Below are 20,529 nucleotides of genomic sequence, written 5' to 3'. Positions count from 1 at the left end.
TCTGTGCGGTGACCGTCCCTTTGCTATGGGGTTATCAGTTCGTGGCCATCAAAGTGGGCGTCGCCGAGTTTCCGCCGCTCTTCTTCCTCGCGCTGCGCTTCGTGGCCATCGCGCTGCTGCTTATTCCGTTCGTCAAAAGGCCGACACGTCAACAATTGGGCCCTGTCGCAGCTATTTCGGTCTTCCTCGGAGGGCTGAATTTCGGGCTCTTCTACGTTGGCCTTGGACTCGGCTCGGGAAGCCTGTCGGCTGTCGCCTATCAACTGGCCACGCCCTTCACCGTGCTGCTGGCTTGGCCGCTGCTCGCGGAGAGGCCGTCTCTCATGACGTCCGCTGGAGTGGTAATTGCCTTCGTTGGCGTGGTGGTGTTGGCACTACGAGGCGAGCTTCGACCTGCCCGACGTGCTCTTCGGGCTCAGCCAGCTCGACGGGGTCACGGTCACCAGCGCCACGGCCGAGGGCGACGTCACGGACAGCAAGGCGACGTACACCCTCGGAGCCGTCCAGCAGTACCGCCAGGGTGCGTGGGTGACGCTGGGCCGCCAGGAGCCCGCGCTGGCGGTCGCCGGCAAGAAGCTCCTGCTGCGCCAGGTGCTCAACGGCCCGTCGGGTCAGCGCACGGTCCCGGTCTCCTTCACCGTCCCGGCCCGCGCGGCTGGTCAGCGGGGGTCGATCTCGATGACCGGCGGCAACTTCCTCTACAGCGAGGCCGCCTACCAGAGCTCGCTCGCCAAGATCCTCAAGGCGGTCCGGGAGCAGGTCCGCAACGACGAGGTCCAGGCCGACCTGAGCATCTTCGGCCGCAAGCTCCAGATCCAGAAGCGCCACGTCCTCGGCCCGGTCGACATGGTCGTCAACGGCAACCGTCGGGTGCGCGTGGTCGTCCGCTGAGTCGTCCCCTCCGGGGGATGTGTCGCACACGCCGCGGGTCGGGAGCACTCTCTCGGCCCGCGGCATCGTCACGAGGCCTATCGTGGGGTCATGGACCCCCTCGACGACGCCGCTGCCGCTGCCGCCGACAAGGTCGCGCTGCTCCGGCTGATCCGAGACTCGGTGATCGGCGAGGACCACCTGATGGAGACGCCCTACGGCCGTCGCCGGGTGACCTACGCCGACTACACGGCCTCCGGGCGGGCGCTGAGCTTCATCGAGGACTTCATCCGCGACCAGGTCCTGCCCTCCTACGCCAACACCCACACCGAGTCGAGCGGGACGGGCCTGCAGACCACGCGGCTGCGCGAGGACGCCCGCGAGATCATCCGCCGCGCGGTCGGCGGCGATGACTCCGTGGTGATCTTCGCCGGGTCCGGGTGCACCGGGGCGATCGCCAAGCTCATCGGTGTCCTCGGCCTGCGGATCCCCTCGGTGCTCGACGACACCCACCACCTGACCGACCACATCCCGCCGTCGGAGCGGCCCGTCGTCTTCCTCGGCCCCTACGAGCATCACTCCAACGAGATCCCGTGGCGCGAGTCGATCGCCGACGTGGTGGTCATCCGCCAGGACGGCGACGGGGGAGTGGACGCCGACGACCTGCGCGTGCAGCTCGAGAAGCACGCCGACCGCCCGCTCAAGATCGGGTCCTTCTCGGCAGCCTCCAACGTGACCGGCATCCTCTCCGACACGGCCGGGATCTCGACACTCCTGCACGAGCACGGGGCACTGAGCCTCTGGGACTTCGCTGCCGCGGCGCCGTACATCGACATCGACATGGAGGCCGTCGATTCGGCCCGTCCGCTGTCCTACAAGGACGCGGTCTTCCTGTCGCCGCACAAGTTCATCGGCGGACCCTCGACGCCCGGCGTCCTGGTGGCGCGGCGCGAGCTCTTCGCCAACCGGGTGCCCGACGTCCCCGGCGGGGGGACCGTCCTCTACGTCAACGACGACGACCACCGCTACTTCGAGGACCCGACCCACCGCGAGGAGGGGGGCACCCCGGCGATCATCGAGTCGATCCGTGCGGGACTCGTCTTCCAGCTCAAGGAGGCTGTCGGTGTGGCGACCATCCGGGAGCAGGAGGAGCGACACCTCTCCCGCGCCATCGGCTCCTGGAAGGACGACCCCGCGATCGAGGTGCTCGGCAACCTCGATGCCGAGCGGCTCTCCATCGTGTCCTTCATCCTCCGCTCGCCGTCGGGCCGCTACCTGCACCACAACTACGTCGTGGCGCTGCTCAACGACCTCTTCGGCATCCAGTCGCGCGGCGGGTGCTCCTGCGCCGGTCCCTACGGCCACCGCCTGCTCGGCATCGACCTCGAGCGCTCCCACGAGTTCGAGCGGGAGATCTCCGGTGGCTGCGAGGGCATCAAGCCGGGCTGGGTGCGGGTCAACTTCAACTACTTCGTGGCCGACGAGGTAGCCGACTACGTCGTCGAGGCCGTCCGGCTGGTCGCGCGCGACGGGTGGAAGCTGCTCGGCGACTACACCTTCGACACCACCACCGGCCTGTGGCGTCACCGCGACGGACTGGTCATGCCGCCGCTCTCGCTCCTGGACGTGTCCTACGCGGGGGGCGTGGCGTCCATGCCCTCCAACACCGCCACCGGGGGAGTCGAGCTGCTCGCCGACCACCTGCGCGACGGCGCGGCGTTGCTCCACGCCGCCGTCGGTCCCGACCTCGCCGGCCACCCCGGCAACGTCAGCCCCGACTTCGAGCACCTGCGGTGGTTCGACCTGCCTGCGGTGTGTCTGTCGCGCTGAGGGTGCGCTCGGGTCGGTGACGTGTCCCCGGGGGTTGCGGTTTGGTCACCAACCGCAATCCGGAGGCTCCCGGACCTGCGGTTGGTGACCAGACCGCATGCCCGGGAGCACACCTGTTCACCTCAGAGCCGCACCAGCATCTTGCCGGTGTTGCCGCCGGAGTAGAGCCCACGGAACGCGTCGACCATGTGGTCGAGACCGTCGAAGTAGGTCTCGCGATAGGTGAGGTCCCCGGCGGCGAGCCAGGCACCCGCCTCGCGGTAGAAGTCCGAGGTCAGGTCGGCGTGGTCGCTGACGATGAAGCCGCGCATCGTGATCCGCTTGGACACCAGCATCATCAGGTTGCGGGGGCCCGGCTCGGGGGCGTCGGCGTTGTAGCCGGCGATCGCGCCGCACAACGCGATCCGGCCGAAGTCGGCCATGTGGAAGACCGCTCCCTCGAGGTGCTCGCCACCGACGTTGTCGAAGTAGACGTCGACCGGCCCGTGCTCCTTGAGCTGCTTGGCCACGGGGCCGTCGTGGTAGTCGAACGCCGCGTCGAAGCCCAGCTCGTCGACCAGCCACGAGACCTTCTCCGGCGAGCCCGCCGACCCGATGACCTTGCCCGCACCGAGCTGGCGCGCGACCTGGCCGGCGACCGAGCCGACAGCACCGGCCGCGCCCGAGATGAACACGATGTCACCCTCGCGGAGCTCCGCGATGCGCTTGAGCCCGACGTACGCCGTGAGGCCGGGCATGCCGAGCACGCCGAGGTAGGCGCTGGCGGGGACCTGGGAGACGTCGAGCTTGCGGGCCGCGGCCGCGGGCAGGACCGCGTGCTCGCGCCAGCCGGCCATCGTCAGCACGGTGTCGCCGACGGCGAGCTTGTCCGAGCGCGACTCCTCGACGACGCCGATGGCGCCGCCGTCCATCGGGGCGCCGAGCTGGAAGGGCGGCACGTAGGACTTCACGTCGTTCATGCGACCGCGCATGTAGGGGTCGACCGACAGCACGGTGTTGCGCACGAGCACCTCGCCGTCGGCGAGGTCGGGCAGGTCGACGGAGGCGGTGTCGAAGTGCTCCGGACCGGGCAGCCCCACGGGGCGGGTGGACAGGTGGATCTCGCGGGTCGTCGTAGCCATGCCCTCGATCCTCCCAGGCCACGCAGCAGCGCAGCAGGACCCCCCGGGGCGCCCGTCAGGAGGTGGGCGAGATCACCCTGTCGTGGATGCGGGAGCGGACCCTGCACCTCACTACGATGTAAGAGTCGCACGAGCGGCACTACTTGTTACACCAACCGTGACTCCCACGCCGGGGGTCGAGAGGATGAGCACCCATGTCGACGCAGCTGCACCTGGCCCGAGGAATCGTCAACGGACGGGTCCACGCCGATCGGGACCACGCGCAGCTCCGAGACGTGGAACTCGCCGCGGCGGACGCACGGGCGGCCCGCCGGGGTCGACTGCGCTGGGTCACGCGCTCGCGCTGATCCCGCCCACGGGGGAGTCCGCGGTCTGGCAGTCTGTGCGCCATGAGCGACCCGACGCCGACGCCCGACAAGCATGCCGACACCTGGCGGGGGGTCGACCTGACCCGCATCGGGGAGGGCCGCTACAAGGCCACCAACCAGCGTGGCGGGATCGTCCCGATCGGCAGCGGTGAGGACCCGGACTTCACCCCCGTCGAGCTGCTGCTGGCTGCACTCGCCGGGTGCGCCGGGGTCACCGTCGACGAGCTGACCAGCCGTCGTGCGCAGCCGCTGTCCTTCGACGTGACGGCTGAGGGCCACAAGGTCAGGGACGAGGGCGGCAGCCACCTGGTCGGGCTCACGGTCACCTTCGACGTGGTCTTCCCCGAGGGCGAGGCCGGCGACCAGGCCCGCGCGTTCCTCCCACGCGCCGTCCAGCAGACCCACGACCGGATCTGCACGGTCTCCAGGACGGTGACGCTGGGCGAGCCCGTGGACTACGCCATCGCCGAGGAACGAGCCTGATGCCAGGCGCTCCGCGGGTGGCCCCGTGGACCCGCGTGCCACGTCAGGATGGACGACGCTTCGTCGTCACCGGCGCCAACAGCGGGATCGGCCTCGAGACCGCTCGGGCCCTGGCCGAGGCCGGCGCGCACGTGGTGCTCGCCGTGCGCAGCGTCGCCAAGGGCGAGGTCGCCGCCGCGAGCATCCAGGGCGACGTGGAGGTACGGCGGCTCGACGTCTCCGACCTGTCCTCCGTGCGCGCCTTCGCCGACGACACCGGCGAGGTCGACGTGCTCGTCAACAACGCGGGCATCCTCGGGGTGCCGTTCGGCCTCAGCGTCGACGGGATCGAGCTCCACCTCGCGACCAACCACCTCGGGCACTTCGCCCTGAGCAACCTGCTGCTGCCGCGTCTCACCGACCGGGTCGTCGTCGTCAGCTCCCAGTCGCACCGCTCCGGGGTCCTCGAGCTCGACGACCTGGACTGGTCGCGGCGCGGCTACTCGGCGTACGCCGCCTATGCGCAGTCCAAGCTCGCCAACATGCTGTTCCTCGCCGAGCTGCAGCGGCGTCTCACCTCGGTGGGGAGCACCCTGCGCGTCACCGGCGCCCACCCCGGGTCCACGGCGACCGCGATCACCGCCAACACCGGAAACGGCCTCAAGACCTGGGTCGGGTCGTGGGGCCACGGCCTCGTCGGCATGAAGCCCTGGCAGGGCGCGCTGCCCACGCTCTACGCCGCCACGATGGACGTGCCGGGCAACAGCTACCTCGGCCCCCACCGCTTCAAGGAGATGAGCGGGTGGCCGGTCAGCGTCGGGCGCAGCCGAAGTGCCAGCGACCCCGACCTCGCCCGCGCGTGCTGGGAGAGGTCGGAGTCGCTGAGCGGGGTGGGGTTCCCCCTCGGGGGAAGGAACTAGTCGACGGTGACGGCGCTGATGCCGATCTCGGTGGCGGGTGCTCCGTCCGGGCCGCCGTCAGCGGTGCCGGCAGCACCGACCTCCTCGACGACCTTCAGACCCTCGGGGTCCATCTCGCCGAAGACGGTGTAGTCGGGCTGCAGGACGGAGGAGTCGCCGTAGACCAGGAAGAACTGCGAGCCGTTGGTGTCCGGTCCCGCGTTGGCCATGGCGATCGTGGCGGGCCCGTACTTCTCGTCGCCGGTGACCTCGTCGGGGAAGGAGTAGCCCGGGCCGCCGCCACCGGTGCCGCTCGGGTCACCGCACTGGAGCACGAAGATCCCCTGGGTGGTGAGCCGGTGGCAGATCGTGTCGTCGAAGTAGCCCTGCTCGGCCAGCGAGACGAAGGAGTTGACCGTGCAGGGGGCCGCCGAGGCGTCGAGCGTGGCCGAGACCTCACCGGCCGACGTCGTGATCGTGACCGGCACGTCGCCGTCGTAGGCCGACATGTCGGGAGGCAGGTCGGCCTCCTTCGCCGCACCCCCCTCCTCGGTGTAGGTGCACGGCACGGAGTTGGCGTTGTCGACGGGCGCGCTGTCAGCGGCGGTCTCGTCCTCGCCGCCGCAGGCGGTCAGGCCAGCAGCGAGCACCAGGGCGGCGATGAGGGTCAGGGGTCGTTTCGACATGCGCCCGATGGTAGGGGAGCGCCGTTCACCGCCGACCCCTAGGCTCGCCCCATGCAGCTGGGAGTCCACTACGCCAACTTCAGCCACCCCGACTGGGCACACACCCTCGAGGAGCGCCTGACCGCGACGGCGCGCGTGGCCGACCAGGGCGGAGCAGCGTGGTTCACCGTCATGGACCACTGGTTCCAGATGGAGGACTTCGGCGGACCGGCGGAGCCGATGCTGGAGGGCTACACGACCCTCGGCTACCTCGCGGCCGTCACCGAGCGGGTGCGCCTCAGCCTGCTGGTCACCGGTGTCACCTACCGCCACCCCGGGCTCCTCGCCAAGACCGTCACGACCGTCGACCGGCTGTCGGGCGGCCGAGCGATGCTCGGGATCGGCGCCGCGTGGTACGACCGCGAGCACGCCGGTCTCGGCGTCCCGTTCCCCTCCACCAGCGAGCGCTTCGAGCGGCTCGAGGAGACCCTCCGGGTCTGCCGCCAGATGTGGAGCGACGACGACGGCGCCTTCGACGGCACGCACTTCCAGCTCGCCGAGACCGTGTGCGTCCCGCCGCCGGTCCAGCAGCCCGGGCCGCGGATCCTGATCGGGGGAGCGGGGGAGCGCAAGACGCTGCGGATGGTCGCCCAGTACGCCGACGCCTGCAACATCTTCGGCCAGGGCCCCGACGTGATGGCGCACAAGCTCGACGTCCTGCGTCGCCACTGCGACGACCTGGGGCGTGACTACGACACCATCGAGAAGTCGATGGTCCTCGACGCCGACCCCACCGGTGACACCGACGCGTTCCTCGCCGACATGGAGGCCTACGCCGCGCTCGGCATCGAGCTGGTCACCCTCATGCCGCAGGGGGACGACCCCGTCGCCTGGACCACGGAGATGTGCGAGCAGGTGCTCCCGCGTCTCCAGCAGCTGTGAGCGAGGCCGCCGAGCGGCCCACGTCGGCGCACAGCCACCACGTCATCCCGCTGCGCGAGGCCACCAAGGCGTGGTTCCTCATCTCGCTGCAGACCTTCGGCGGTCCGGCCGGCCAGATCGCCGTCATGCAGCGCACGCTGGTCGACGAGCGTCGGTGGATCGGGCAGCAGCGCTTCCTCTTCGCCCTCTCCTACTGCACGCTGCTGCCCGGCCCGGAGGCCCAGCAGCTCGCGACCTACATCGGGTGGCTCCTCAACGGTGTCAAGGGAGCGCTCGTCGCCGGCATCCTCTTCGTGCTCCCTGGGGTCGTGGCCCTGCTGGCGCTCTCGGCGATCTACGTCGGCTACGGCGACACCACGCTCGTGGAGTCGGTGTTCCTCGGTCTCGCGCCCGCGGTGATCGCCATCGTCATCCAGGCGGTGATCCGCGTCGGGAGCAAGGGGCTCGGCCATCCCGGGCTCGTCGGACTGGCCGTCGCGGCCTTCGTGGCGCTGACCTTGTTCGCCGTCCCGTTCCCCCTGGTGGTCCTGGCTGGCGCGGCCGGTGGGTGGCTGCTCGGCCGCGCCGTGCCGACCCTGGCGAAGCCACGGCCTGCGGCGGAGGACGAAGGACCACCACCCCTGGTCAGCGACGACGCCCTGCACACGGAGCGCCCTTCGGGCCGCCGGGCCGCCCTCATCCTCGGCGTGGGGCTCACTCTCTGGGCAGCACCCGTCGTGCTGGCGGCGGTGCTCGCCGGACGCTCCAGCATCTTCGTCGACCAGGGCGTCTTCTTCTCGGGCGCGGCAGTCGTCACCTTCGGCGGCGCCTACGCCGTGCTCGCCTACGTCGCCCAGCAGGCCGTCGATGTCTACGGCTGGCTGGCGCCGGGGGAGATGGTCCGAGGACTCGCCCTGGCCGAGACGACGCCCGGGCCGCTGATCATGGTCGTCCAGTTCGTGGCGTTCGTCGGCGCCTACCGAGCTCCCGGCAGTCTCGACCCGTGGGTGGCCGCGCTGCTGGCGGCGCTGCTGACCACCTGGGTGACCTTCGTGCCCTGCTTCCTCTTCATCCTGCTGGGCGCGCCCTACGTCGAACGCCTGCGCGGCAACCGGACCCTGGCCTCAGCCCTGAGCGGCATCACCGCCGCCGTCGTCGGCGTCATCGGCAGCCTGGCGGTGTTCTTCGCCGTGCACACGCTCTTCGACGACACGCGTCGGCTGACCTCCGGGCCCCTCGACCTCGACGTCCCGGTCCTCGACTCGCTCCATGCCTCGGCCGTGGTCATCACGGCGCTCGGCTGCCTGCTGATCTTCCGACTGCGCTGGAGCGTGCTGCGCACCCTCGGCGTGTGCACGCTGGCCGGGGTGCTCTGGGGCTTGGTCGCGACCGGACTATGACCGGCACCCTCCGGCGGCACCGCCGCACGTGCACGTGTGGCCGGGCTCGGCTGGTCGCAGTACCCTCGACCTCATGCTGCACACCATGGTGGCCGTCGTAGCGGTGCTGTTCCTGGCTACCGTTGCCGTCGCCTTTCTCGTCCTGGTGGTCATCGACGTCCGGAGGACGAGGGGCGAGCCGCTGGATCCTCACGCGCAGCGCAACCTGGACGCTCACCGGGACGCTGAGCGACGGGTCAACAGGGGCGCTCGCGGCGGCGGCTGGTAGCGACACGCCACGGTCAGGCGGCGGGTGCTACGGCCTTGGGAGGCGCCCGTGCGCTTGTTAGTTGACATAATGTCAGTTATCGGCACTATCCACCATGGCTCCGCTCGCCGACAGTCGGGCCGTTCGCAGCGCTGAAAACCAGATGCGCGGTCACGGCGGGCGGATGAGACTGAGGCCGTGACGATCCGCCGGACCACCGCCTCCGGACACGACGCCCTGCTGCTGGTCTCGACGCTGCTGCAGCGCGTCCGACTCGTCGACCCGCTGGCGGGCATGTGGGAGGCGGCAGACGTCCAGTGGTGGTGGCGCAGACCGCGCGAGTCCGACGACCTGGAGCAGCATTTCTGGGTCGACGATGACGGACCCGTTGCCGGTGTGTGGCTCACGAGCTGGGGTGCAGACCTGTGGAACTGCGACCCGATCCTCGTCCCGGGCGCAACTGGCCCTGCGCTCGACATCGTGTGGGCCCAGGCGCGGGAGCAGGTCGGGCGGCACGCATCGGGCAAGGTCGTCGTACCCGTGCCGAGCACCGATCCGGCCCTGGAGGCACTGGCCCTGACAGCGGACATGGTCGTGGGGTCGCGCGACCACACGGCGTGGCTCGACATCGATGAGCGTCAAGCAGCACGCTCCCCTGCTCCTGGCTACCGGATCGTCGACCGCACCGGACGCGCGGGCTCTCCGCACCCGATGCGCCCCCGCAACGGCGACGACGTCGCGGAGCGACTCGGCGTGTGCCCGCTCTACGACCCCGCGCTCGACCTCGCGGTCGAGACGGCCGACGGTGGTGTCGCGGGCTACGTGCTGTGCTGGTCCGACCCCGTGACCGGCGTCGGTCTGGTCGAGCCGGTGCGGGTCGAGGACGACCACCAGCGGCGTGGACTCGCGACAGCCATGGTCTCCGAAGGTGTCGAACGGCTCGCGGCGGCCGGCGCCCGCCGGGTCAAGATCGGCTTCGGCACCGAAGCCGCGGGTGCTGTCTACACCGGCGTCGGGTTCAAACCGACCTCGACGGCGGCGTGGTTCGAGGCTCCCGTGTCGGCGCTCCGGACATCCGCCTGACGTCAGGCCCGGTCTGACGCCGCCTGCAGTCGCTCGATCTGCTCGGAGGCCTCGGCCTTGGTGAGGTCGGCCGACAGCGTCTCGCCGGCGTCACGGGCCAGCGTGTCGAGGTAGCTGCGCTGGGCGCCGGTCATCGGCTCATCGCCCGTGACCCAATCAGCGGGGTCCTTCTCCGTCGTGTTGGACGCCTCGCCGCCGAGGACGTCGGTCTCGCCCGGCTGAGCGGCTGCGTCGGTGGCTGCGTCGTCGGGGTTGGTCGAATGCGTGTTCGATGCGGTCATGACCCCAACGTACGTCGCCGCGCCGACGACGCAAGGACACTTTGGGGTGAAACCACAGACAGCGCCGGCTCCTTGGAGCCCCACCGCACACTCGGTCCGTGCCAGAGGGACACACCATCCACCGTCTTGCGCGTCGCCACCGGACCTTGCTGGCCGGGCGCCGCGTCGCCGCGTCGAGCCCCCAGGGTCGCTTCGCCGAGGGAGCCGCGCTGATCGACGGCCAGGTGGTCGACGCGACCGATGCCTGGGGCAAGCACCTCTTCCACCGCTACGACGACCTGTGGCTGCACGTGCACCTCGGGCTGTTCGGCAAGTTCCGTGACGGGGAGGCACCGGCGCCCGACCCGCGCGGAGCGCTGCGTCTCCTGCTCACCACCGACGACCACTGGGTCGAGCTGCGCGGGCCGACCGCGTGCGAGCTGATGACCGATCCAGAGCGCGACGTGCTGCTGGCGCGACTCGGGCCCGATCCCCTGCGCCGCGACGCCGACGCCGGGGCGTTCGTGTCACGCGTCGGGCGCAGCCGCGCCCCGATCGGCACCCTGCTGATGGACCAGGCGGTCATCGCCGGCGTCGGCAACGTCTACCGCGCCGAGGTGCTGCTGCGCCACGAGACCAGCCCGTTCGTCCCCGGGCGCGACGTCGACCCGGCTGTCGTCCAGGCGATCTGGGACGACCTGGTGGTGCTCCTGCGCGCCGGCGTGAGCGCGGGCCGCATCGTGACCACCGAGCCCGAGGACCGCGCACGACCACACGGTAGGCCACGCCGGGACGACGCACACTACGTCTACGGCAGGACCGGTCTCCCCTGCCGTCGCTGCGGGGCGGAGGTCCACTCGGGGCCCATGGCCGCTCGCACCCTCTACTGGTGCCCGGTCTGCCAGGGGTGACCCCCGACCCACGACCGGCCCCGGCGGGTCATTTCCCGTAGTCCGAACGGACTACTTCCGTGTGATTCTCCCCGCGCCGGGGCCTGAGGAGGCCTACCTTCGTGGGGAACCGACTCTTCTCTGGGGGCACTTCCATGTGGGACACCGCGCAGGGCAACAACCACCTGCTGAGCCACGACATGCCGTGTGGTCACTGCGGCCACGCGATGCACACCTTCCTGGCCTGCTCCGACTCGTGCGACTGCACGCCCTCGGGTCAGCCCACGCGCGCCGAGCGCGACCTCGCACGCGTCTGAGCGACACCGCTGCCCGAGGATCCCGCAAACTCCGAAGGTCGGCCAGCAGCCGTCCGATCGGACCAGGGAGAGGAGGTCAGACCATGTGGGACACCCATCAGGACAGCCAGACCCACCTGTCGCACGACATGCCGTGCGCCCGGTGCGGTCACGGCATCCACACCTTCCTCGCCTGCGGTGACCAGTGCCCGTGCGCGCCGTCACCGATCCCCGGCCAGATCGCATCCTGACCAGGTGCCGGGCAAGCGGTCTGGGCCGGGACACCTACCCGGTGCGCTTCACCGGCAACGCATGGGTAGCGCCGTGGTCGGACGTGGCGCGGGTGACCGCTCGCTGAGCCGGGCGTCGTGTCCTCAGGCCTGCAGGTCGAGCATCACCTTGATGGCGCGTCGCTCGTCCATCGCGCGGTAGCCGTCCGCGACCTGGTCCAGCGGCAGCGTCGAGTCGAAGACGAGGCCCGGCTCGATCGTGCCCGAGGTGACCAGGTCGAGCAGCTCGGGCAGGTAGCGGCGCACGGGGGCCATGCCGCCGCGCAGGCCGACGTTCTTCTGGAACATCTTCTGCACCGGCAGCTGGACGCCGTGGGGCACGCCCACGAAGCCGACCATCGAGCCGGGGCGGGCGACGGCGAAGGCCGTGCCCATCGCGTCGTCGGTGCCGACGCACTCGAGGACGGCGTCGGCCCCGACGCCGCCGGTGATCTCCTTGACCGCCGCCGCACCCTCCTTGCCGCGGGCGGCGACGACGTGGGTGGCACCGAAGGCCGTCGCGATCTTCTGTCGGGGCTCGTGCCGGGACATCACGATGACCTTCTCGGCGCCCATCACGGACGCGGCGAGGACGCCACACAGGCCGACGGCGCCGTCGCCGACGACGACCACGGTGCCGCCCTCGGGCACCCCCGCGCACACCGCTGCGTGCCAGCCGGTCGGCATGACGTCCGAGAGGGCCAGCAGCGACGGGACCATCGACGCGTCCGGCATCTCGTCGAGCTTGACCAGGCTGCCCTCGGCCTGGGTCGCCAGCGCGTACTCCGCCTGACCGCTCACGGTCATCCCGAGGTTGGTGCAGACCGAGTGGGCGCCGTGCTGGCAGTGGGCGCAGATGTTGTCGCTGTGGCAGAACGGCACGACCACGAAGTCGCCCGGCTTGAACGAGCGGACCTCGGAGCCGACCTCCTCGACGACGCCGACGCACTCGTGGCCGATCGTCGCGCCCTCGGTGATCGGGTTCTCGCCGCGGTAGGGCCACAGGTCGGAGCCGCAGATGCAGCCCGCGGTCACCTTGATGATGGCGTCCGTCGGAGCGGTGATGGTCGGGTCCGGGACCTCGGAGACCCGAATGTCGCGGGGCGCGTGGATGGTGGTTGCTCGCATGGCGCCGATCCTCGCACCCCCCTGGTGAGCGCGGTCAAGCCAACCGTCCGGGGGGTAGCTCCACCCCGGGCGAGGCAGATTGGCGTTATCTCACATGTGAGTTACCGTCGACGCATGGCAACGGACTACAAGGGTCGTATCGGCAACCTCATCCGGGACGCGCGCAAGCACCGCGGCCTGACGCAGCACCAGCTCGCCGGGGTCCTCGGCACGAGCCAGAGCGCGATCAACCGCATCGAGAAGGGCCACCAGAACCTGTCGCTCGAGATGCTGGCCCGCATCGGCGAGGCGCTCGACTCCGAGATCGTGGCCCTCGGCGCCGGTCCGACGCACCTGCGCGTCACCGGCCCCACCACGCTCTCGGGCTCGATCGACGTCAAGACGTCCAAGAACGCCGGTGTCGCGCTGCTGTGTGCCTCGCTGCTCAACCGCGGGCGTACGACGCTGCGCAAGGTGGCGCGCATCGAGGAGGTCAACCGGCTGCTCGAGGTCCTCAACAGCCTCGGCGTGCAGACCAAGTGGCTCAACGAGGAGAACGACCTCGAGATCATCCCGCCCAAGGAGCTCGACCTCAGCAACCTCGACGAGGAGGCGGCTCGTCGTACGCGCTCGGTGATCATGTTCCTCGGCCCGCTGCTGCACCGGATGGAGACCTTCGAGCTGCCCTACGCCGGCGGCTGCAACCTCGGCACCCGCACCGTCGAGCCGCACATGAGCGCCCTGCGCCCCTTCGGGCTCGAGGTCAAGGCGAGCGACCGGTTCTACCACGCGCAGGTCAACCGGGCGATCGAGCCGACGCGCCCGATCGTGCTGACCGAGCGCGGCGACACCGTCACGGAGAACGCGCTGATGGCAGCGGCGCTGCACCCCGGCACGACGATCATCCGCAACGCCTCGTCCAACTACATGGTCCAGGACCTGTGCTTCTACCTCCAGCGCCTCGGCGTGAGCGTCGAGGGCATCGGCACGACCACGCTCACGGTCAGCGGCCTGGCCGAGATCGACGTGGACGTCGACTACTCCCCCAGCGAGGACCCGATCGAGGCGATGTCGCTGCTGGCCGCGGCCATCGTGACGAAGTCCTCCATCACCATCCGTCGGGTGCCGATCGAGTTCCTCGAGATCGAGCTCGCGCTGCTCGAGGAGATGGGTCTCAACTACTCGCGCACCGAGGAGTACGTCGCCGCCAACGGCAACACCCGCCTCGTCGACCTCACCACCCAGCCCTCGGACCTGCACGCGCCGCTGGACAAGATCCACCCGATGCCGTTCCCCGGGCTCAACATCGACAACCTGCCGTTCTTCGCGGTCATCGCAGCCGTCGCCGATGGCCAGACCTACCTGCACGACTGGGTCTACGACAACCGGGCGATCTACCTCACCGACCTCAACAAGCTCGGCGGCCACGTCAAGCTCCTCGACCCGCACCGCGTGATGATCGAGGGCCCCACCACCTGGACCGGTGCCGAGCTCATGTGTCCCCCGGCCCTGCGCCCCGCGGTGGTCATCCTGCTCGCGATGCTCGCCTCCAAGGGTACCTCGGTCCTCCGCGGCACCTACGTCATCCACCGTGGCTACGAGGACCTCGCCGAGCGGCTCAACGAGCTCGGCGCCTCCATCGAGACGTTCCGCGACATCTGACGCGGGGTGGGCCGGGATGCTCGCGCCCGTCCCGGGCATGCGGATTGGTCACCAACCGCATGTTTTCGGCCCCGGGGACTGCGGTTGGTGACCAGACCGCAACCCCAGGGACCAACCAGCTCAACGCCCGGACCACACCGGCGGGCGCCGCGCACCGAAGGCCTCGACACCCTCCCGGGCGTCGTCGGAGAGGATGACGGGCGAGGCGAGCTCGGTCTGCCGGTCGAAGGCCTCGTCGGCGGGCCAGCCGGGTGACTCGTCGACGATCCGCTTGCCGACGGCGACGCTGAGCGGCGCGTTGGCAGCGATCGCCTGAGCGAGCTCGAGAGCGACATCGAGGGCGGCTCCGGGTGACGTGACCCGGTTGACCAGGCCCAGCTCGGCGAGCCGCACGGCCGACATCGGCTCGCCCAGCAAGGCCATCTCCATCGCGACGTTGCGCGGGAGCCGCTCGCGCAGTCGGAGCACTCCCCCGGCGGCCGCGGCCAGGCCGCGCTTGACCTCGGGGATGCCGAAGACCGCGTCGGAGGCGGCCACGACGAGGTCGGCGGCGAGCGCGAGCTCGCAGCCACCGGCGAGCGCGCTCCCCTCCACCGCGACGACCAGCGGCTTCACCGACGGCCGACCGGTCAGGCCCAGGGGGCCTCGCCCGGCGGTCAGCGGCAGCTCGCCGCGCGCCGCGGCCTTGAGGTCCATCCCGGCGCAGAACGTGTCGCCGGCACCCGTCAGCACGATGGCCCGCACGCGTGGGTCCGCCTCGGCGTCGTCGATCGCGCTCTCGAGCGCCTCCGCGGTCCGTGCGTCGACGGCGTTGCGCACCTCGGGCCGGTCCAGCGTCACGACCAGCACCGCACCCTCGAGAGATCGGCGCACCGGTGAGCGCGGCGGAGCCGGCAGCTCGTAGGAGCCGGAACCGAGCACCGTCACCGACTCCCCGGCGACGAGCACCCGAGCTCCCAGCAGGTCCCCGTCCTCGAGGGCTCCGACGACCGTCGGGTCCACCGTGCGCACCAGCACCCGCGTCCCCGACGGCGTCAGCAGGCTGAGGATCCCGGCCTCGGCCGCACCGGACCGGTCGAAGGGCACCGTGAACGCCTCGACGACCGTCTCGCCGTCGTACGACGTCACGACCGGTCGCTTCGGCGGTTGCTCGACCACGGGGCGCAGGTGCGCGTAGGTGCGCTCGGGCGGGGTCGCCGAGTAGAGGCCGAGCGCGTGCTTGGTGGCATACCAGCCCAGCGACGTGCACAGCCCGCGCGCGCCCGGGTCGGCGCGCAGCACCGGCACCATCGAGGCGATCGCGTGGCTGCCGTAGTTGTTGCCCGGACCGCCCGCGAAGGTCAGACCGCCCGTGACCGTCAACGGGCGCGCCGGGTCGTCGATCGGCAGCCCCAGCGCGTCGGCGCCGATCTCGACCGCGGACGGGAAGCACGCGTAGAGGTCGATGTGCGCCACGTCATCGATGCCCACGCCCGCGTGGTCGAGTGCCGCAGCCCCGAGCGCCGCGATCGCCGGCGAGCGGGACAGGTCGGCGCGCTCCGAGACGAACCACTCGTCGTACGCCGACGCGCCGGCGTGCACGAACACCCATCGTTCCTGCGGCACCCCGGCGGCCTCGGCTGCAGCGACGCTGGTCACGATCGACCCCGCCGCGAGGTCGACCTGGAGGTTGGCGCACATCAGCTTCGTGTAGGGCGACGAGACGGCGCGGTTGTCCGGTGCCACCGTTGCGATGCGCTCGGCACCCTGACGCGTCGGCGACCAGGCGAACGGGTTGCGCGACGCGATCTCCGAGAAGCCCGCCCACAGCCGCGCCACGGCGCTCGTGTGCTCCGCGGGCGTGCGACCGAGCCGAGCACGGACCGCCGACTCCATCAGCGCGTAGGTGTAGATGGGTGCCCCGAGGCCCACCGCGGTCTCGGCCTCGTTGTTGGGTCGCCTGTCGAGACCGATCACGCGGCTCGGCACGACCGACTCGTCCTGGCGCGCCCAGGGCAGCGTGACGTCGTTCTTCTGTGCCCAGGCCAGCGTCGAGCCCGCCTCGGCCCCGCTGACCAGCACCACCTGAGCACGACCGCCGGCCACCAGCTCGGCGGCGTCGTTGATGACCAGCTGACCACCGTCACCGCCGTAGGGGCTCGACTGCACGGTCTCGTCGGGCCGCGCCCCGACCGCGTCCGCGACCAGCAGGGCCTGGTCGGCGTAGGTCCACGACGCGCTCGGCACGGCGTAGACAGCGTCCGCGAGCGCCAGCAGGTCGACGCTCGCGCCGCTGTCGACGAGCGCGGCACGCAGCGCGTCGGCCGACAGGGCGACCGGGTCCTGGGAGGCGTCGGGCTCGCGCTGGACGACCTGGCCGACCCCGACGATGACCGGCGTCCACGGGTCGAGGAACCGCCCCGAGGCCACGTGCAGGACCGGGTCGGCGGACACCCGCAACCGCGCCGGCGCCGAGCCCGACACCTGGGAGGTCAGGAGCTCCAGCGACGCCACGAGCGCCTTCTCGACGCTCCGCACGGCGGTCGAGCCCACCGGCCCGCGCACGGGCGCGCCGTCGAGCCCGGCGTCGAGCCGCACGACCGAGCCGCTCGCGGAGGCAGCGACGGTGCACCACAGCCCCAAGGTGATGCCCATCGGCCCGGTCCCCCTCAGCTCGAATCCGGTCTCGTCCACCCGCGCCACCGTCCAGCGCGCCTCGGCCGGGATCTCCATCAGCAGGATCTGCTGGGCGAAGCGGTCACCCTCCTCGATCACGCCCGGACCCTCGCCGCGCCAGGTCGAGTGGATGGTGAGCCACTGCGCGACCTGCCCGAGGTCACGGACGTACGACGCCACGTCGGCCGGTCCTGCCCCGCACCCCGCCTGGGCGTGGACGTGGCGGGGGAAGTCGGCCACCCCGGCCGGTGCGGGGACCACCACGCCGCCGGCGACCGCGTCCGACGCGGCGGCCGGTCCCCCACCGGCCGTCTCTCCCCCGAGCAGCCCGCCGCTGACCTGCGCCACCAACCCCCGGCGCAGGTCCGGGTTGCGGGCTGCGGTGACCGCGACCCGCGCGAGGGCGCCGCCCTGACGCAGGGTGCGACTCAGCTGTCGCCGGGGGTTCGAGGGACTCATGGGCACACTTCCCGTACGTTCGGACTGTTTATGCCAGTATGCCCTGTCCCGGTCGCTACGGTGACCCCATGTCACCCAGCCCAGCCCCCCGGCGTACCCAGGGCGAGCGCACGGCCACCACCCGGGCCCGGGTCCTGGACGCCACCTTCGACTGCCTGCTGGAGCGCGGCCACGCGGCCACGACCATTGCCGAGGTCCAGGACCGGGCCGGCGTCGCCCGCGGCACCCTCCTGCACCACTTCCCCACCCGCGCCTCGCTCATGGTCGCCGTCGTCGAGGACGTCGCCCGACGTCGTCTCGGCGTCCTGCGCGCCGGCACGGACGAGAATGCCCCCACCGAGCGCTCGTGGGAGCGAGCCGTCGCCGTCGTGCGCAGCGACCTCGAACACCCGGCCTTCCTGGTGGTCCTCGAGCTGTGGGTCGCGGCGCGCGCCGACACCGCCCTCCGCGAGGCCCTGGTGCCGGTCGAGCGGACCGTGTTCGAGGCCGTGCACCACGCCGTCACCGGGGTCGTCGGCACGACCGACGCCCGCGTCCCGACCCTGGTCCAGTTCACCATCGACCTGCTCACAGGGGCCGCCATGACCGGCCTCCTCGGGGGCGACCGCGCCTCCCACGAGCGCCTCGTCCGCCGCTGGGTCGCCGCCCTGCCGGTCCTGCTCGGCGACACCGACGCAGACTCGTGGTTCTGAGCCGCCACCCAAACCCGTCATCTGGGTGAATACTGCATCCGTGACGTCGCCGAGGACCGGATTCCCCTACCTCGACGAGGTCCTGGACCAGCCGGGCTCGGTGCTCGCGTTCGCGCACCGCGGCGGGGTCTACCACCCCGACATCGAGGGTCTCGAGAACACGATGTCGGCCTTCCGTCACGCTGTCGATCTCGGCTACGACTACCTCGAGACCGACGTGCACGTCACCCGTGACGGGGTCCTGCTGGCCTTCCACGACCGGGTCCTCGACCGCGTCACCGACCGGACTGGCGAGATCGCCTCCGCGTCGTACGCCGAGGTGCGCGACGCCCTGGTCGGCGGGCGTGAGCGGGTGCCCACCCTCGCCGAGCTCTTCGAGCAGTTCCCGCGGGCGCGCTTCAACATCGACCTCAAGTCCCACGGCGCGGTGGCCCCGTTGGCGGACTTCATCTCCGCGCGGGACGCCGAGGAACGGGTGCTCGTCGGATCGTTCTCCCGGAGCCGGCTGCGGCACTTCCGCGAGCTCACGGGCGGCCTGGTGCCGACGTCGGCGCACCCCCTCGAGGCAGTCGCCTTCCGGTTCCTGCCGAGCGGGCGGCTCGCCGACCTCGTGACCCGTGGGCGCGTGGCCGCCCTCCAGATCCCCCACCGGCGTGGCCGGTGGGTCGTCGCGACACCCGGTCTCGTGCGTCGTGCGCACGCGGCCGGCAAGCACGTGCACGTGTGGACGATCGACCACCCGGACGAGATGAGGGAGCTTCTCGACCGGGGCGTCGACGGGATGTTCACAGACCGGACCGATGTGCTGAGGACCGTGCTCGAGGAGCGCGGGCAATGGAGGGAGACAGCATGACGACACAGACACCGGGGGTCGCTGACCTCGACCCGCTCAACCGGGCCAAGGAGCAGAAGGCCTGGTACTGGTACGACTGGGCCAACAGTGCCTACGTCACGACCATCGCGACGGTGCTCTTCGCGCCCTACCTCACCTCGGTCGCCGAGCAGGCCGCCTGCGGCTTCGTCACCGACGAGGACGCCGGCCTGAAGTGCACCGACAACCTGCAGGTCCTCGGGGTCGGGATCTCACCGGGCTCCCTGGTGTTCTACGTCGTCACCATCGCCACGATCGCCTCCGCCCTGCTGCTGCCCATCGTGGGCGCGGCCGCCGACCGCACGGCGAAGAAGAAGAACATCATGGCGGGCTTCGCCTGGGCCGGCAGCCTGGCCGCCGGCTGCATGTTCTTCGTCACCGGCGACAACTGGCAGCTCGGCGTGGGGCTGCTCTTCGTGGCCAACATCTGCCTGGGCTCGTCCTTGGTGGTCTACGACGCCATCCTGTGCGAGATCGCCGAGCCCGACGAGCGCGACCGCGTCTCCTCGCGTGGCTGGGCGATGGGCTACCTGGGTGGCGGGCTGCTGCTCGCGGTCAACCTGGCCGTCGTCACGCTGCACGACTCCCTGGGCATGGGCACCGGCATGGCCGTGCGGGTCAGCATGCTCTCGGCCGCCATCTGGTGGGCGGCGTTCACCGTCATCCCCTACCGCGTGATCCGCAACCGCGAGCCGGTGCACGTCGAGCGTGAGCCCGGGGGGCTGGTGCGCCAGAGCTTCGGCCAGCTCGGCGCCACGTTGAAGGACATGCGCAACTACCCGATGACGCTGACCTTCCTGCTGGGCTACCTGTTCTACAACGACGGCATCCAGACCGTGATCGCATCGGCCTCGATCTACGGCGAGAAGGAGCTCGGCTTCAGCACCTCGGTGCTGATCGCCACGATCCTGCTCGTGCAGTTCGTCGCGTTCTTCGGTGCGCTGCTCTTCGGCCGGCTGGCAGCCAAGCGCGGGAGCCGCCAGGTGATCCTGGGCGGGCTCGTGGTCTGGATGGTCATCGTGACCGTGGGCTACTTCCTGCCGGAGAAGAACGTCGGGCTCTTCCTGGCCCTCGCGGTCGGCATCGGCCTGGTCCTCGGCGGCACCCAGGCGTTGTCCCGCTCGTTCTTCAGCCAGCTGATCCCCCGCGGCCGCGAGGCGGAGTACTTCTCGCTCTACCAGGCCTGCGAGCGTGGCACGAGCTGGCTCGGCACCCTCGTCTTCGGTCTGGTCCACCAGCTCACCGACTCCTACCGCCCGGCGATCTTCGCGCTCATCGTGTTCTTCGTCGTGGGTGGCGCCCTGCTCTACCGGGTGGATCCCCGCCGGGGCATCGAGGAGGCCGGCAACGTGGTCCCACGGGTGGTCTGACCCACCAGGTCCTGGTCACCACCCCCGGATGTCCCACTTCCTGACCGCGACATTGACATACCCAGGGAATGTGTCGTAATTGGCGGAACTCTTGGCGAGGTCGCTACCGTTGGACGGGAAGAGGTGTCCCTG

General features: G+C 70.9%; 19 protein-coding genes and 1 pseudogene. 15 read left to right on the top strand and 5 right to left on the bottom strand.

Going from position 1 to position 20,529, the window contains the following annotated elements; translation table 11 throughout:
• Positions 1-8: 8 nt before the first annotated feature.
• From RMN98_RS21115 to RMN98_RS20680, 3 genes and pseudogenes are all read left to right on the top strand, one after another.
• Positions 9-311 (top strand): annotated as a pseudogene (locus tag RMN98_RS21115) (EamA family transporter); the annotation flags it as partial.
• A 43-nt stretch (positions 312-354) separates the two neighbouring features.
• Positions 355-891, top strand: a complete 537-nt coding sequence (locus RMN98_RS20685; protein WP_309650714.1) for a hypothetical protein — start codon at positions 355-357, stop codon at positions 889-891.
• A gap of 90 nt (positions 892-981) precedes the next feature.
• Positions 982-2,700 (top strand): aminotransferase class V-fold PLP-dependent enzyme, encoded by a 1,719-nt coding sequence (locus RMN98_RS20680; RefSeq protein ID WP_309650713.1) that lies wholly within the window; start codon positions 982-984, stop codon positions 2,698-2,700.
• Between the two features lie 122 nt (positions 2,701-2,822).
• Here the strand turns inward: RMN98_RS20680 and RMN98_RS20675 are convergent, their stop codons facing one another.
• Positions 2,823-3,821 carry an NADP-dependent oxidoreductase gene (locus tag RMN98_RS20675; RefSeq protein WP_309650712.1) on the bottom strand — a complete coding sequence of 333 codons (999 nt, stop codon included), beginning with the start codon at positions 3,819-3,821 and terminating at the stop codon, positions 2,823-2,825.
• 389 nt (positions 3,822-4,210) lie between these two features.
• Between RMN98_RS20675 and RMN98_RS20670 the strand changes: the two genes are divergently transcribed.
• Both RMN98_RS20670 and RMN98_RS20665 read left to right on the top strand, forming a co-directional pair.
• On the top strand, positions 4,211-4,672 hold the full coding sequence (locus RMN98_RS20670; protein ID WP_309650711.1) for an OsmC family protein: 462 nt from the start codon (positions 4,211-4,213) through the stop codon (positions 4,670-4,672).
• Positions 4,672-5,571, top strand: coding sequence for an oxidoreductase (locus tag RMN98_RS20665; protein ID WP_309650710.1), 900 nt, complete (start codon positions 4,672-4,674; stop codon positions 5,569-5,571). Before RMN98_RS20670 ends, RMN98_RS20665 begins: the two co-directional genes overlap by 1 nt.
• On the opposite strand, the gene RMN98_RS20660 is transcribed toward RMN98_RS20665, so the two are convergent.
• Complete coding sequence (locus tag RMN98_RS20660; RefSeq protein ID WP_309650709.1) at positions 5,568-6,236, bottom strand: peptidylprolyl isomerase; 669 nt, start codon at positions 6,234-6,236, stop codon at positions 5,568-5,570. The two genes, RMN98_RS20665 and RMN98_RS20660, sit on opposite strands and share 4 nt — an antisense overlap.
• A gap of 51 nt (positions 6,237-6,287) precedes the next feature.
• Here RMN98_RS20660 and RMN98_RS20655 point away from each other — a divergent pair, with 51 nt between their 5' ends.
• The 4 genes from RMN98_RS20655 (at position 6,288) to RMN98_RS20640 (ending at position 9,866) form a co-directional block, all read left to right on the top strand.
• On the top strand, positions 6,288-7,157 hold the full coding sequence (locus tag RMN98_RS20655) for an LLM class F420-dependent oxidoreductase (RefSeq protein WP_309650708.1): 870 nt from the start codon (positions 6,288-6,290) through the stop codon (positions 7,155-7,157).
• Positions 7,154-8,536 carry a chromate efflux transporter gene (chrA, locus tag RMN98_RS20650; RefSeq protein WP_309650707.1) on the top strand — a complete coding sequence of 461 codons (1,383 nt, stop codon included), beginning with the start codon at positions 7,154-7,156 and terminating at the stop codon, positions 8,534-8,536. Before RMN98_RS20655 ends, chrA begins: the two co-directional genes overlap by 4 nt.
• 73 nt (positions 8,537-8,609) lie before the next feature.
• Positions 8,610-8,804: a hypothetical protein gene (locus RMN98_RS20645; RefSeq protein ID WP_309650706.1), complete on the top strand. Its 195-nt coding sequence runs from the start codon at positions 8,610-8,612 to the stop codon at positions 8,802-8,804.
• 177 nt (positions 8,805-8,981) lie between these two features.
• Entirely contained in the window at positions 8,982-9,866 is an 885-nt protein-coding gene (locus RMN98_RS20640) for a GNAT family N-acetyltransferase (RefSeq protein ID WP_309650705.1), read from the top strand.
• Positions 9,867-9,868: 2 nt separating this feature from the next.
• On the opposite strand, the gene RMN98_RS20635 is transcribed toward RMN98_RS20640, so the two are convergent.
• Positions 9,869-10,147, bottom strand: a complete 279-nt coding sequence (locus RMN98_RS20635; protein WP_309650704.1) for a DUF3072 domain-containing protein — start codon at positions 10,145-10,147, stop codon at positions 9,869-9,871.
• 98 nt (positions 10,148-10,245) lie between these two features.
• Here RMN98_RS20635 and RMN98_RS20630 point away from each other — a divergent pair, with 98 nt between their 5' ends.
• Together RMN98_RS20630 and RMN98_RS20625 are read left to right on the top strand one after the other, a co-directional pair.
• A complete protein-coding gene (locus RMN98_RS20630; protein WP_309650703.1) occupies positions 10,246-11,037 on the top strand; it encodes a DNA-formamidopyrimidine glycosylase family protein in 792 nt (263 codons plus the stop codon).
• Between the two features lie 134 nt (positions 11,038-11,171).
• Positions 11,172-11,333: a hypothetical protein gene (locus RMN98_RS20625; protein WP_309650702.1), complete on the top strand. Its 162-nt coding sequence runs from the start codon at positions 11,172-11,174 to the stop codon at positions 11,331-11,333.
• Positions 11,334-11,686: 353 nt separating this feature from the next.
• Here RMN98_RS20625 and RMN98_RS20620 read toward each other — a convergent pair whose 3' ends face one another.
• A complete protein-coding gene (locus tag RMN98_RS20620; RefSeq protein WP_309650701.1) occupies positions 11,687-12,709 on the bottom strand; it encodes a zinc-dependent alcohol dehydrogenase family protein in 1,023 nt (340 codons plus the stop codon).
• 114 nt (positions 12,710-12,823) lie between these two features.
• On the opposite strand from RMN98_RS20620, the gene RMN98_RS20615 reads away from it, so the two are divergent.
• Positions 12,824-14,350, top strand: a complete 1,527-nt coding sequence (locus RMN98_RS20615) for a UDP-N-acetylglucosamine 1-carboxyvinyltransferase (RefSeq protein WP_309650700.1) — start codon at positions 12,824-12,826, stop codon at positions 14,348-14,350.
• Between the two features lie 120 nt (positions 14,351-14,470).
• Here the strand turns inward: RMN98_RS20615 and RMN98_RS20610 are convergent, their stop codons facing one another.
• Complete coding sequence (locus RMN98_RS20610; RefSeq protein WP_309650699.1) at positions 14,471-17,464, bottom strand: crotonase/enoyl-CoA hydratase family protein; 2,994 nt, start codon at positions 17,462-17,464, stop codon at positions 14,471-14,473.
• 68 nt (positions 17,465-17,532) lie between these two features.
• On the opposite strand from RMN98_RS20610, the gene RMN98_RS20605 reads away from it, so the two are divergent.
• Genes RMN98_RS20605 through RMN98_RS20595 form a run of 3 tightly spaced genes read left to right on the top strand, consistent with a single transcriptional unit; the run spans position 17,533 to position 20,397 of the window.
• Entirely contained in the window at positions 17,533-18,156 is a 624-nt protein-coding gene (locus tag RMN98_RS20605; protein ID WP_309650698.1) for a TetR/AcrR family transcriptional regulator, read from the top strand.
• Positions 18,157-18,196: 40 nt separating this feature from the next.
• On the top strand, positions 18,197-19,009 hold the full coding sequence (locus RMN98_RS20600) for a glycerophosphodiester phosphodiesterase (protein ID WP_309650697.1): 813 nt from the start codon (positions 18,197-18,199) through the stop codon (positions 19,007-19,009).
• Positions 19,006-20,397: an MFS transporter gene (locus RMN98_RS20595; protein WP_309650696.1), complete on the top strand. Its 1,392-nt coding sequence runs from the start codon at positions 19,006-19,008 to the stop codon at positions 20,395-20,397. The genes RMN98_RS20600 and RMN98_RS20595 overlap by 4 nt, the downstream gene beginning before the upstream one ends.
• Positions 20,398-20,529: the final 132 nt, after the last annotated feature.

The sequence above is a fragment of the Nocardioides sp. genome, from assembly GCF_031397825.1.
Lineage (GTDB): Bacteria > Actinomycetota > Actinomycetes > Propionibacteriales > Nocardioidaceae > Nocardioides.
This window is presented reverse-complemented; position numbering and strand designations above follow the sequence as displayed.

Bases quoted from the DNA above. Each gene is read 5' to 3' on its own strand.
- RMN98_RS20680 (WP_309650713.1), top strand. From the start codon at position 982: ATGGACCCCCTCGACGACGCCGCTGCCGCTGCCGCCGACAAGGTCGCG.
- RMN98_RS20675 (WP_309650712.1), bottom strand. From the start codon at position 3,821: ATGGCTACGACGACCCGCGAGATCCACCTGTCCACCCGCCCCGTGGGG.
- RMN98_RS20670 (WP_309650711.1), top strand. From the start codon at position 4,211: ATGAGCGACCCGACGCCGACGCCCGACAAGCATGCCGACACCTGGCGG.
- RMN98_RS20665 (WP_309650710.1), top strand. From the start codon at position 4,672: ATGCCAGGCGCTCCGCGGGTGGCCCCGTGGACCCGCGTGCCACGTCAG.
- RMN98_RS20660 (WP_309650709.1), bottom strand. From the start codon at position 6,236: ATGTCGAAACGACCCCTGACCCTCATCGCCGCCCTGGTGCTCGCTGCT.
- RMN98_RS20655 (WP_309650708.1), top strand. From the start codon at position 6,288: ATGCAGCTGGGAGTCCACTACGCCAACTTCAGCCACCCCGACTGGGCA.
- RMN98_RS20645 (WP_309650706.1), top strand. From the start codon at position 8,610: ATGCTGCACACCATGGTGGCCGTCGTAGCGGTGCTGTTCCTGGCTACC.
- RMN98_RS20635 (WP_309650704.1), bottom strand. From the start codon at position 10,147: ATGACCGCATCGAACACGCATTCGACCAACCCCGACGACGCAGCCACC.
- RMN98_RS20625 (WP_309650702.1), top strand. From the start codon at position 11,172: ATGTGGGACACCGCGCAGGGCAACAACCACCTGCTGAGCCACGACATG.
- RMN98_RS20620 (WP_309650701.1), bottom strand. From the start codon at position 12,709: ATGCGAGCAACCACCATCCACGCGCCCCGCGACATTCGGGTCTCCGAG.
- RMN98_RS20615 (WP_309650700.1), top strand. From the start codon at position 12,824: ATGGCAACGGACTACAAGGGTCGTATCGGCAACCTCATCCGGGACGCG.
- RMN98_RS20610 (WP_309650699.1), bottom strand. From the start codon at position 17,464: ATGAGTCCCTCGAACCCCCGGCGACAGCTGAGTCGCACCCTGCGTCAG.
- RMN98_RS20605 (WP_309650698.1), top strand. From the start codon at position 17,533: ATGTCACCCAGCCCAGCCCCCCGGCGTACCCAGGGCGAGCGCACGGCC.
- RMN98_RS20595 (WP_309650696.1), top strand. From the start codon at position 19,006: ATGACGACACAGACACCGGGGGTCGCTGACCTCGACCCGCTCAACCGG.